This window comes from Streptomyces sp. NPDC003032 (genome assembly GCF_053591415.1).
Map to the genome: position 1 here is coordinate 145,870 of NZ_JBSFTT010000022.1, position 12,174 is coordinate 158,043.

Here is a 12,174-nt window from a genome sequence, read left to right on the forward strand (position 1 = left end):
GACGTAGAGGCAGGCTGTTGCGATGCGGGATCCGCTGACCGTCCTCACGGACGCCTTCACGTCCTTCCTCTTCGGGAAGGTCGAGACGACCAGGCTTCCGGTGCGTACGTCGACGGGGCAGGCCCAGGCGGTCTACCTCCCGACGGCCGCGCCGGGCCTCGGCGACTCGGGCGTGATCATCGGGCGTGAGGTGTACTCCGGCAAGGGTTACATCTACGACCCCTTCCAGCTGTACGGGCAGCAGCTGCCCGCGCCGCACTGGCTGGTGCTCGGCGAGTCCGGCAACGGCAAGTCGGCGCTGGAGAAGACGTACGTACTGCGGCAGCTGCGCTTCAAGGACCGGCAGGTCGTGGTCCTGGACGCGCAGGGCGAGGACGGCGTCGGCGAGTGGAACCTCATCGCGCAGGAGCTGGGGATAACTCCCATCCGGCTCGACCCGACGGCCGCCCTGGACATGGGCATCCGCCTCAACCCGCTGGACCCCGCGATCACGACGACGGGCCAGCTGGCGCTCTTGCGGACCATCATCGAGGTCGCGATGGGCCACGGCCTCGACGAGCGCTCGGGCTTCGCGCTCAAAGTCGCACACGCGTACGTCAACGAGACGATCGTGGAGCGGCAGCCGGTCCTGATGGACATCGTGGAGCAGCTGCGCCACCCGGAGCCCGAGTCGGCCGAGGCGATGAACGTGGCCATAGACGACGTACGGGCGTGGGGCCTGGACGTGGCGCTGGTCCTGGACCGGCTGGTCGACGGTGACCTGCGGGGGATGTTCGACGGCCCGACGACGGTCGGCATCGATCTCGACGCCCCCCTGATCGTCTTCGACCTCTCCCACATCGACCGGAACTCCATCGCGATGCCGATCCTGATGGCGATCGTGGGCGTCTGGCTCGAACACACGTGGATCCGGCCCGACCGCAAGAAGCGCATCTTCCTGGTGGAGGAGGCGTGGCACATCATCAACTCGCCGTTCGTGGCGCAGCTGTTCCAGCGCCTGCTGAAGTTCGGCCGACGCCTTGGCCTGTCGTTCGTGGCGGTGGTGCACCACCTGAGCGACGTGGTGGACGGTGCGGCGGCGAAGGAGGCGGCGGCGATCCTGAAAATGGCGTCCACGCGGACGATCTACGCCCAGAAGGCCGACGAGGCGCGGGCCACCGGGCGGGTGCTCGGGCTGCCCAGGTGGGCGGTGGAGATCATCCCCACCCTCACGCCGGGCATCGCGGTCTGGGACGTCAACGGCAACGTCCAGGTCGTCAAGCACCTCATCACGGAGACGGAACGGCCGCTGGTCTTCACGGACCGCGCCATGACCGAGTCGTCGTCCGACCTCGCCGCCGCCGGTATGTCGGCCGACGAGGCGATGCGGGCGGCCGAGCTGGAGGCGGAGCAGCGGGCGGCGTACATGGAGCAGCATGCGGGATGACTGGGAGCGGGGCGGCTCTTCCTATGGGCGTGGCCCCGAACGGCGTGCGGGGGCCGGGGGCGTACCGGACGGGCTGCTGCTGGGCGTGCTCGGTTTCCTGCTGGGCTCGACGGTCCTCGTCTGGTCGGCGACGGGTCTCGCGGCGCGTTTCGCGCAGGGGGCCTGGCCGCAGCACGTGACCTTCGGCCATACGCCGCTGGCGGTACGTCACTTGATCGGCGCCCCCAAGGACCTGGCGGGCGCCTGGCCCGACACACCGCCTGCGGAGCTTTCGGGGTACGGGCTGTTCTGGGGGCTGTTCATCGGTCAGCTGATGGTGGTGCTCGTACTGACCATCTTCGTGATGGGCACGGCGGCGAGATGGCGGGCGGTACGGAGGGCGGCGCGCGCGGGCGGTGTGTCGGGAGCGAGCGGGTCTGTGCGGCCGGGCGGCTGGGAGACTCGCGCCGAAGGCGCACCAGGGGCGGACGGGCCCGCACGGGCGAGTGGGTGGGAAACCCGCGCCGGAGGCGCGGAGATCGGCACGAGTACCCCGGTCACGCCCCCCGAGGGGCCTCGCGCCGGAGGCGCGGAGACCGGCCCGAATACCCCGCTCACGCCCCCCGAGGGGCCTCGCGCGCAGATCGCGGACATCCCGGTCACGCCCCCCGAGAGACCCACGGAGTCCCCCTCGTACCCCCTCCCCACCCCCCGAACCCCCCTGATCCTCGGCACCCCGGAGACGAGAAGACCCCACGCCCTGAAGGCCGTCCAGGACGCCGAGGCCGCCGCCTTGGTCCTGACCTCCGACCCCACCCTGTGGGAAGAGACGAAGGACGCCCGCGCCAAGCTGGGCCCGGTCCTCCTCTACGACCCCCTCCACCTCTGCGACACCCCCGCCCGCCTGCACTGGTCCCCCACCTCCGGCTGCCAGGACAAGGCGACGGCCGCCCGGCGCGCCGCCGCGCTCCTCGCTCCGATACGGCCGAGCGCCCGGCTGGACGCCGCCGTGGCCGACACGGCGGAGATCCTGATGCGCAGCTTCCTGCACGCCGCCGCGGTGGCCGACAAGCCGATGAAGAACGTCCACCGCTGGTCCCAGGGCACCCAGGTCCAGGAGGCGGTACGCATCCTCCGTACGCACCCCAAGGCCGCGTCCGGCGCCGCGGGCGAGCTGGAGGCGGCCCTGACCGCGTACGCGGAGCGACGCGACGTCGCCCAGGAGCTGACGGCCCGCGCCCTCTCCGCGCTCTTCACGGTGCACGTCCGTGAGTCCTGCACACCAAACCGAACTGATGCGCTGACCCTGGATTCCTTTGTGCATGAAGGGGGCACGCTTTTTGTGGTGGGCGAGGCGATCGAGGATCCCAAGTCCCGCCAGGGCCCGGGTGCCATGCCTCTGCTGACGGCGCTCACCTCCAGCGTGGTCGAGCACGGCCGGCGCATGGCCGAACGGTCATCCTCCGGTCGGCTCGACCCACCAATGACGCTCGTCCTGGACGACGCCGCCGCGGTGGCCCCCCTGCCCCAGCTTCCCGACCTGCTCGCGACGGGCACCGACCTGGGCCTGCCCACTCTGGCCCTGCTCCGCTCACGCGAACAGGGCAGATCCCGCTGGCCGAACAGCGAACTACCGGTCTGACCCACCGCGCTGGCCTACCGCGCTGGCCTATCGCTCTGTACCGCGCTGGCCTACCGCTCTGTACCGCGCTGGCCTACCGCTCTCAACGACCGGACGGCCGAGAACCGCCCCACCCCACCCCACCCCCCGGGCCTCAACGCTTACCCCCGTCCACATCCAGCGTCGTCCCCGTAGTGAACGAGTTCTCCATCAGATAAGCCGCCGCGTGCGCGACCTCCTCCGCCGTCCCGGGCCGCCCCACCGGCAGCCGCCCCGCGGCCTCCTCCCGGTAGGCGCGGTGCTCCTCGGGGCTCATGAGATGCGCGTGCGTATCGGTCGGGCCCGGCGCGACCGCGTTGACGCGCAGCGGCGCCAGCTCCATGGCCAGGGATTTCACCGCGGCTTCGACGGCGCCGTTGACGGCGGCGAAGGCGAAGTACCCGGGGTCGACCTTCCGGTACAGATACCCCGAGACGAGCGTGACCGACCCCGTTCCGCTCGGCATGTACGGCAGCGCGGCCCGCACACACCGGTACTGCCCCCACCACTTGACCTCGAAGAACCGCCGCACCTGCGCCTCCGTCAGCTCCCCGAAGGGCGCGATCACGCTGCCGGACGCGCACGTGAAGAGGTGGTCGATGGTGCCGACCGACCCCATGACCTCCTCCACGGCGGCCCCGTCGGTGACGTCCAGCTCGCGGAACTCAGCTTCGGAACCGGTCAGTTCGCTGATCCGTTCGGCCTGCGCCCGCACCACGTCCGCACCGCGGTCGGTGAGGACGACGCGGGCCCCGCGCCGCGCGACGAGTTCGGCGGTGGCGAGGCCGATGCCGCCGCCCGCGCCGGTGATGACGACCGTGCTGCCGGAGAGATTCACATGCATCATTCCTTCGATTCGCAAGCGGGAAAAGCTCCCTGCCCACCACCCTCACAGCCACATCCCACCCACACCTTCGAAAACCCGGTGCATAATCGTGCGATGCACGTTGACGCACAGGCCCCGGCGACCGGCTGCCGGTGCGCCGACACCGCGGCGGCCCCCTGCTCCGAGGGCCTGGTCCGCTACCGCGCCGCGGTCGTCAAGGGCTGCCTGCCGCGAGCGACGGCGCCCCACTGCCTCGTACGACTGGGACTCCTGACGCCGCCGCCGGACGACCCGGACGTCCTCGTTCCCGTGTCGCCCAATGTCGCGGAGTCCGAACTGCTCCAGCCCGTACGGGACTCGCTCGACGCCCAGCAGGACCGGCTGAGGTCCATCAGCTCCGGGTTCTCGCCGGTCCACGCGATCTACCGCGCCGCCCGGCGCGAGTCCGAGGACTGGCTGACGGCCGTCGACGGAGCCGACGCCGTGCCCGCCCTCCTGGAGCGGGCCGTCCGCGACTGCCGCTCCGAGCTGCTGACCGTCCAGCCGACGGGCGAGCGCGGGCCCCACGACCTCGCGGACCCACAGCTCGTCCCGGCGGGCGTCACGCACCGCGCCCTGTACCCGCACGCGGCCCGCACGCACGCCGCGCAGTGGCGGCACCTCCAGGACATCGAGCGGGCGGGCGGCCGGGTCCGCACGCTGCAGCAGCTGACCGGCCGCCTGATCCTGTGCGACCGGGCCGTCGCCTACCTCCTCGGCAGGGGCGCCGTGGAGATCCGGCACCCCGCGGTGGTGGCGCACCTCGCCGCGGTCTTCGACGACGCGTGGGAGCGGGCACGGCCGGTGGCCGAGCCGGACGCGGCCCGCGCCCGCGCCGGAGCGCGTTCCCGCGAACCGCAGATCGTCGACGAGGTCCGCCGCGCGGTGATGCAGCTGCTCGTCTCGGGCCTCACGGACGACGCGATCGCGCGGCGCCTCGGGGTGTCACGGCGTACGGTCGCGGCCCATGTGGCCGCGATCTCCCAAGCCCTGGGCTCCCGCTCCCGCGCCCAACTCGGCTACCTGATAGCCCACTCCGACCCCACACTCCACCCCACGCCATAGCCCACGCCCTGATCCCGGCCCCGGCTCCGGCCCTGATCCCGGCTCCGGCTCCGGCCCTGACCCTGGCCCCGGCTCCAGCCACCCGCCGGGCTCGCGTATCCGCCGGGCGGCCCCGCCCTAAGCCCGCGTCGCCATAGCTCACGCCATAGCCCGTGCCGTGGCCGTGGCCCACGCCATAGCCCACGCCCTGATCCCGGCTCCGGCCCCGGCTCCGGCCCCGGCCCCGGCCCCGGCTCCAGCCACCCGCCGGGCTCGCGTATCCGACGGGCGCCCCCGCCCTAAGCCCGCCCCTCCACCCCGTACAACCGCAGGAAGATCCCCACCCCGTCCCGCACGAGCTCCTCCACCTCCGCCTTGTCCAGCGGCAGCGCCCCGAAGTACGACTCGGTCGTGATGCCGCCGCCCACCAGGAACGCGAGGTGCCGCGCCGCCTTGCGCGCGTTCGTGTCGTCGACGGCGAGCAGCCCCTGCCGGCCCAGCTCCGCCAGCCACTTCGCCAGGGCCTCCTGGGACGCCCTGGGGCCGATCCGCTGCCACTCCTCCAGGACGTCGGCGGGCAGCCGCCGCCCTTCCGGGATGATCTGGCGTACGACGGAGAAGTGCCCGGGGTGCGCCTCGCTCTGCCCGACCCACTCGCGGGCGAAGTCGAGAAGGTCCTCCTCGATGTCGCGGACCTTGCGCAGATGCCGCTCGAAGAGCACCTCCGTGGCGGCCGTCACCGACGCCGCGCTCTCCAGGAGCACGGCACGGAAGAGGCCCTCCTTGTCGCCGAAGTGGTTGTAGATGGTGCGCGTGGACACGCCGGCCTCGGCGGCGATCGCGTCGATGCTCGCGCGCGTGTAGCCCTCGCGCCCGAAGACGGTGCGGGCGCCTCGTGTGATCGCCTGACGCTTCTCCAGCATCCCCTTGCGCAGGGGCTTCTCGTCCGCCATCTTGCCTCTCCCTCGCATCTCGCCTCTCCCCACCTCTCTCCACCTCTCCCGAAAAATTACAATGACCGTTGTAATTACTACAACGCTCGTTGTACTTTACTCGCATGCCTACCGAGACCGCTCCGCAGGCCCCGCCCGCCACGCGCCGGGGCCGTCCCGCCCTCACCCTCGCCGTCGTCCTGCTCGGCATGCTCACGCTCCCGATGGCGATGTCCGGCACCACCGTGGCCCTGCCCCGCATCGGCTCCGACCTGAACGCGTCGGGCGTCGCCCTCCAGTGGGTGGTCGTCGGCTACTTCCTCGCCGCCTCCTCCTTCATGCTCGTCGCGGGCTCGCTCGGCGACATCTTCGGCCGCCGCCGCGTCCTCACCGCGGGCGCCACGCTCTACGCCGCGGGCACCCTGGCCTCCGCCTTCGCCCACCACATCCTGTTCCTGGACGCCGCCCGCCTGCTGTCGGGCATCGGCGCGGCGGGCGTCATGGCGAGCGGCGGCTCCCTGCTCGCCGCCACCTCCACCGGCCCCTCCAGGACCAGGGCGTTCGCCGCCCTCGGCACCACCGCGGGCGTCGGCCTCGCCATCGGCCCCACCTTCTCCGGCTGGATGGTGGACGGACTCGGCTGGCGCACCACGTTCCTGGCCTTCGCCGGCGCGGGCCTCGTCATCCTCGCCGGCACCCGCTTCCTCGCCGAGTCCCGCGCCGACACCCCGCCGCGCGTCGACAAGGCCGGCGCCGTCACCTTCATCGGCGGCCTCTCGCTGACCCTCTTCTCCATCACGCAGGGCTCCAAGTCCGGCTGGGGATCGGCCAGTACGCTCCTTCCGCTCGCGGCAGGTCTCGCGCTGCTCATCACCTTCGTACGCGTCGAGAAGCACCTCGCGGCCTCGGGCGGACGCCCCGTCCTCGATCTCTCGCTGGCCCGCGACCCCGCCTTCCTCGGCTGGTCCATCGGCGCCTTCGGGCTCGGCGCGGGCACCACCGGCGTCCTCGCCTTCCTGCCCACCTACCTCCAGGGCACCAGCGGCACCACGGCACGCGACGCGGGCCTGGCCCTGCTCCTGATGACCGTCCCGGTCCTCGCACTGCCTCCGCTCGGCGCCCGCCTGGTCAACCGCGGCGTCCCGGCCCGCCACGTGCTCGTCCTGTCCCTGCTCCTGGCCGCCGCGGGCAACGCCTGGCTGACCACCCTGCACCCCGGCATCTCCGCGGCCGCCCTCGCGGGGCCCCTGCTGACCATCGGCGTCGGCCAGGGTCTGTCCGTCGGCATCATCGACGCCCAGGCGCTCGGCATGGTCGAGCCCGCGAAGGTCGGCATGGCCTCCGGGTTCCTCAACACCGTCCGCGGCGGCACCGGCGCCGTCATGCTCACCGTCTTCGGAGCGCTGCTGCTCGCCCTCGTGGAGTCCAAGGTCGGCTCGGCGGAGCTGGCGGGCCGCGTCACGGCGGGCGCCGGTGGCCACGCCGGCCAGTTCACCGAGGCCTGGCGGACCACGCTCTGGTCCGTGGCGGGCCTGAGCACCGGCCTCGCGCTCCTCGTCCACACGCTGCTGCGCCCCCGGACGCGTACGACCGGAGCACCGAAGACCGCCCCCGACTCCCATACCGGCCGCACCCATCAGCCGGCCGCCGACCACGCGTAGAACAACATCCACTTCTGAGGAGTACGACATGTCCACCACCCCGAACACCTCCACCACGCCCCTGCGCCTCGCCGTCGTCGTCGGCTCCACCCGCGACGGCCGCTTCGGCCCCACCGTCGGCGGCTGGTTCACCGCCATCGCCGAGCGCCACACCGGGTTCACCGTCGACGTCATCGACGTCGCCGACCTCGAACTGCCCGCCGCGCACCCGGACTGGGGGACCGAACGCACCCCCGCCCTCACCGCGCTCGCCGAGCGCGTGGACGCAGCCGACGCGTACGTCGTCATCACCCCGGAGTACAACCACAGCTTCCCGGCCGCCCTGAAGCACTTCATCGACCTGCACCGCACGGAGTGGGAGGCCAAGCCGGTCGGCTTTGTCTCCTACGGCGGGGTCGGCGGCGGCCTGCGCGCCGTCGAACAGCTCCGCCTGGTCTTCGCCGAGCTGCACTGCGTGACCGTCCGCGACGGCGTCAGTTTCCACGGCGCCTGGGACCACTTCGGTGCGGGCGGCCGTGCCCACGAGGAGGACGGCGCGGCCGGTGCCGCCAAGGTCATGCTGGACCAGCTGGCCTGGTGGGCGAAGGCCCTGCGCACCGCCCGCGCGGAGCACCCGTACCGCTGAGCACCGCGAGAGGGGGCGCCCGGCCCGGGAACCCGGGAAGGGGCGCCCCCGGTCTCAGGGTCGCCGTCGTACCCCGGTACTACCCGCGGCCCCCACGTCCCGCCCCCGGTCCGACGATCCGCGACCCCGCGCACACCAGCATCGAAGGCATGACGATAAGGGCATACGGACTGACCAAACGCTACGGAGACAAGACCGTCGTCGACGACCTCGGCTTCGAGGTCCTCCCCGGCACGGTCACCGGCTTCCTCGGCCCCAACGGCGCGGGCAAATCCACCACCATGCGGATGCTCCTCGGCCTCGACGCCCCCACCCGCGGCCGCGCCACCATCGGCGACCGCACCTACGCGGAGCACCCCGCGCCCCTGCACGAAGTGGGCGCCCTCCTCGAAGCCCGCTCCGTCCACCCGGGCCGCACCGCCTTCCACCACCTGATGGCGCTCGCCCACACGCACTCCATCCCGAAGAGCCGCGTCGAAGCGGTCCTCCGGCTCGCCGGCATCGACGAGGTCGCCCGCAGACGCGTCAAGGGCTTCTCCCTCGGCATGGGCCAGCGCCTCGGCATCGCGGCCGCCCTGCTCGGCGACCCCGCCACGGTCATCCTCGACGAACCGGTCAACGGCCTCGACCCCGAGGGCGTCCTGTGGATCCGCAACCTCCTCAAGTCCCTCGCCGCCGAAGGCCGTACGGTCCTCGTCTCCTCGCACCTCATGAGCGAGATGGCGCTGACCGCCGAGCACCTGATCATCATCGGCCGCGGCAGGCTCCTCGCCGACACCACCGTCGAACGCTTCGTACGCGAGTCGGGCACCGGCGCCGTCAAGGTCGTCACCCCCGAGGCAGGCCACCTGACCGAACGGCTCGCCGGGCCCGGCATCGAGATCACCGGCAGCGCCCCCGGCGTCCTCGACGTACGCGGCACCGACGCCGAGCACATCGGCCGCACCGCCGCCGCCCACGGCATCCCGCTCTTCGAACTCACCCCGCACGCCGCGTCGTTGGAGCAGGCGTTCATGGACCTCACCCGCGACTCCGTCGAGTACGTCGCCTCGACGACCGCCCCTCACCCGGAAGGAGCCACGGCATGAGCACCGGCACGCTGACCCAGGCCAGGCCCGCCGCCACGTCCACGTACCGCCTGAGCACCAAGGGCGTCCTGCGCTCCGAGTGGCACAAACTGTGGACGCTCCGCTCGACATGGATCACGCTCCTCACGGCGTCCGCCCTGGTCATCGCCGTCGGCATCACGATGGGCTCCACCTACGACGGGGACGACGCCGAGATCGACACGGTCGTCTTCACCCTCTTCGGCACCCAGCTCTCCCAGATCTGCCTCGCCGTCCTCGGCATCCTCGTCACCGCGGGCGAGTACTCGACGGGCATGATCCGGGCGTCGCTCGCCGCCGTCCCGCACCGCCTGCCCGTCCTGTGGTCCAAGGCCGGCATCTTCACGGCCGTCGCCTTCACGGTGTGCCTCGTGACGAACGTCGTCACGTTCCTCACCGCCCAGATCTGGCTCTCCGACACCGACAAGGAACTCTCCCTCACCGACGTCGGCGTCCTCGGCGCCCTCACCACCAGCGCCGCCGCCATCACCCTGCTCAGCCTCATCGCGCTCGGCCTCGGCGCCCTGCTGCGCTCCGTGCCCGGCGCCATCGGCGCGTTCGTCGGCTGCGTGCTGATCCTGCCCGAGGTCCTGTCGATGCTGCCGTTCAGCGCCGTGGAGAGTGCCATCCGCTACTTCCCCGCCCAGGCGGCCAGTTCGCTCGGCTCGGTGGCCCGGGTGGAGAACACCATCGCCCCCGGCACCGCCCTGCTCACGCTCGCCCTCTGGTCGGCCGCGATCATCGCCGCGGCGTCCGTGCTGCTCAAGCGGCGGGACGTATGACGGGCATCGGGTCCCTGGTCCCACGGCAGCGCCGTGACCGAGGATGAGGCCGTGACCGAGCCGCACCCCCTCACCCAGTACCTCCAGCGCTCGACCCAGCGGGTACGCGCCTTCGACAGGCGCCACCCGCTGGTCTGGGACGTGCACATGACGGCGTTCTTCGTGATCGCCGCCCTCACGGACGGCACCGGCGGCGGCTGGCGCAGCACCGCGGCCAACTCCGAGGTACCGCAGGGGCAGATCCTCCTGATGAGCGTGGCCCTCTCCGCGCCGTTGCTGTGGCGCCGCCGCCATCCGCTGGCGGTGCTGGCGGTGATGACGGCGACGACCGCGGTCAGCAACTGGACGGGCGCCTGGCTGCAAGCTGCCCTGATCCAGTTCATCGTGGTCTTCAACATCGCGCTGCGGCTGCCCCTGAAAACCCTGGGCAGGGCCGCCGCGATGACCGTTGCCCCCATGACGGTCTGCGTCGTCGCCTACCCCGAGAACAGCTGGGACGAGCTGATCGTCCCGCAGGTCTGGTCCTTCGTGGTCGTCGCGCTCGCGGGCATAGCCGTCCGCTCCCGCCAGGACCACACCCAGGCCCTCGTGGACCGCGCCCGCCAGCTGGAGGTCGAGCGCGACCAGCAGGCCCAGCTCGCCACGGCCGCCGAACGCACCCGCATAGCCCGCGAGATGCACGACATCATCGGCCACAACCTCTCCGTCATCACCGGTCTCGCGGACGGCGGTTCGTACGCCGCCGCCAAGTCCCCCGAGCGCGCCGCCCAAGCCCTCGAAGCCATCGGCACGACGAGCCGCCAGGCCCTCTCCGAACTCCGCCGCCTCCTGGACGTGCTGCGCGAAGACGCCCCCGCCACGGCCGAACGCTCCCCGCAGCCCGCCCTGACCGACCTGGACCAACTCATCGACGGCGTACGGGCCGCGGGCCTCCCCGTACGCAGCACCGTGCGCGGCCGCCCCGACTCGGTCCCCGCGGGCCGCCAACTCACCGTCTACCGCGTCGTCCAGGAAGCCCTCACCAACACCCTCAAGCACGGCGGTCCGCACGCGACCGCCTCCGTCGACGTCTCCTACTCCGAGCGCGGCGTCACGGTGGAGGTCACAGACACGGGCACGGGCACGCGCTCGTGCACGGGCTCGGGCTCGGGCTCGGATGGCACCCCGGTCTCCGTCAAGGGCCGCGGTCTGACAGGAATGCGCGAGCGAACTTCCCTGTACGACGGCACACTTGAGGCAGGGCCGCTCCCCGACCCGCCGGGTGGGTGGCGGGTCCACCTCCACCTCCCGAAGGACGACGAAACACCGTGACGACCGTGCTCATCGTCGACGACCAGCCCATGCAGCGCTTCGGCTTCCGGATGCTCCTGGAGAGCCAGGACGACATGGCGGTGGCCGGCGAGGCCGGCAACGGCAGCGAGGCCATCCGCATGACCGCCGAACTCCACCCGGACGTGGTCCTCATGGACATCCGCATGCCGGGCCTGGACGGCATCGAGGCCACCCGCCGCATCGTCGCGTCGGGCGACCGCACCCGCGTCCTCATCCTCACGACGTTCGACCTCGACGAGTACGCGTACGACGGTCTGCGCGCGGGCGCCTCCGGCTTCCTCATCAAGGACGCCCTGCCCGAGGAACTCCTCTCCGGAATCCGCGCGGTCGCCTCGGGCGACGCGGTGGTGGCCCCGAGCCTGACCCGCCGCCTCCTCGACACCTACGCGGACCACCTCCCGTCGGCCGGCTCCTCTCCCGCCGACCCGGCGGACCACCCGCGCCTCGCCTCCCTCACTCACCGAGAACGGGAAATCCTGACAGTGATCGGCCAGGGCTGGACGAACACGGAGATCGCGGCCCGGCTCCACCTCGCGGAATCCACGGTGAAAACCCACGTGGGCCGCATCCTCGCGAAGACGGGGGCGAGGGACAGGGTGCAGGCGGTGATTCTCGCGTACGACACGAAATTGGTGAACCCGGCGTAAACGCACATGGAGGCAGAAAATCCCCCGGAACGCAGAAAACCCCCGCACCGAATGGTGCGGGGGTTTTCTCTACAATTAGTTCGGCGGCGTCCTACTCTCCCACAGGGTCCCCCCT

At 71.9% G+C, this 12,174-nt stretch carries 11 protein-coding genes; 9 read left to right on the forward strand and 2 right to left on the reverse strand.

What is annotated here, in order from left to right; all coding sequences use genetic code 11:
- Positions 1–22 precede the first annotated feature (22 nt).
- Together ACWDZ7_RS28070 and ACWDZ7_RS28075 are read left to right on the forward strand one after the other, a co-directional pair.
- Positions 23–1,426, forward strand: a complete 1,404-nt coding sequence (locus tag ACWDZ7_RS28070; RefSeq protein ID WP_451800733.1) for an ATP-binding protein — start codon at positions 23–25, stop codon at positions 1,424–1,426.
- Complete coding sequence (locus ACWDZ7_RS28075) at positions 1,416–3,047, forward strand: type VI secretion protein (RefSeq protein ID WP_451800734.1); 1,632 nt, start codon at positions 1,416–1,418, stop codon at positions 3,045–3,047. The genes ACWDZ7_RS28070 and ACWDZ7_RS28075 overlap by 11 nt, the downstream gene beginning before the upstream one ends.
- Positions 3,048–3,180: 133 nt before the next feature.
- On the opposite strand, the gene ACWDZ7_RS28080 is transcribed toward ACWDZ7_RS28075, so the two are convergent.
- Positions 3,181–3,927 (reverse strand): SDR family NAD(P)-dependent oxidoreductase, encoded by a 747-nt coding sequence (locus ACWDZ7_RS28080; protein WP_451800736.1) that lies wholly within the window; start codon positions 3,925–3,927, stop codon positions 3,181–3,183.
- A gap of 78 nt (positions 3,928–4,005) precedes the next feature.
- Here ACWDZ7_RS28080 and ACWDZ7_RS28085 point away from each other — a divergent pair, with 78 nt between their 5' ends.
- On the forward strand, positions 4,006–4,995 hold the full coding sequence (locus ACWDZ7_RS28085) for a helix-turn-helix transcriptional regulator (protein WP_451800738.1): 990 nt from the start codon (positions 4,006–4,008) through the stop codon (positions 4,993–4,995).
- A gap of 278 nt (positions 4,996–5,273) precedes the next feature.
- Here the strand turns inward: ACWDZ7_RS28085 and ACWDZ7_RS28090 are convergent, their stop codons facing one another.
- Positions 5,274–5,927: a TetR/AcrR family transcriptional regulator gene (locus ACWDZ7_RS28090; protein ID WP_451800739.1), complete on the reverse strand. Its 654-nt coding sequence runs from the start codon at positions 5,925–5,927 to the stop codon at positions 5,274–5,276.
- A gap of 104 nt (positions 5,928–6,031) precedes the next feature.
- Between ACWDZ7_RS28090 and ACWDZ7_RS28095 the strand changes: the two genes are divergently transcribed.
- From ACWDZ7_RS28095 to ACWDZ7_RS28120, 6 genes are all read left to right on the forward strand, one after another.
- Positions 6,032–7,567, forward strand: coding sequence for an MFS transporter (locus ACWDZ7_RS28095; protein ID WP_451800741.1), 1,536 nt, complete (start codon positions 6,032–6,034; stop codon positions 7,565–7,567).
- Positions 7,568–7,595: 28 nt separating this feature from the next.
- Positions 7,596–8,192, forward strand: a complete 597-nt coding sequence (locus tag ACWDZ7_RS28100) for an NADPH-dependent FMN reductase (protein WP_451800743.1) — start codon at positions 7,596–7,598, stop codon at positions 8,190–8,192.
- Between the two features lie 149 nt (positions 8,193–8,341).
- Positions 8,342–9,280, forward strand: a complete 939-nt coding sequence (locus ACWDZ7_RS28105; protein ID WP_451800744.1) for an ATP-binding cassette domain-containing protein — start codon at positions 8,342–8,344, stop codon at positions 9,278–9,280.
- Positions 9,277–10,080 carry an ABC transporter permease gene (locus tag ACWDZ7_RS28110; RefSeq protein ID WP_451800746.1) on the forward strand — a complete coding sequence of 268 codons (804 nt, stop codon included), beginning with the start codon at positions 9,277–9,279 and terminating at the stop codon, positions 10,078–10,080. The genes ACWDZ7_RS28105 and ACWDZ7_RS28110 overlap by 4 nt, the downstream gene beginning before the upstream one ends.
- A gap of 33 nt (positions 10,081–10,113) precedes the next feature.
- A complete protein-coding gene (locus tag ACWDZ7_RS28115; protein WP_451800747.1) occupies positions 10,114–11,391 on the forward strand; it encodes a sensor histidine kinase in 1,278 nt (425 codons plus the stop codon).
- Complete coding sequence (locus ACWDZ7_RS28120) at positions 11,388–12,059, forward strand: response regulator (protein WP_451800748.1); 672 nt, start codon at positions 11,388–11,390, stop codon at positions 12,057–12,059. Before ACWDZ7_RS28115 ends, ACWDZ7_RS28120 begins: the two co-directional genes overlap by 4 nt.
- Positions 12,060–12,174: the final 115 nt, after the last annotated feature.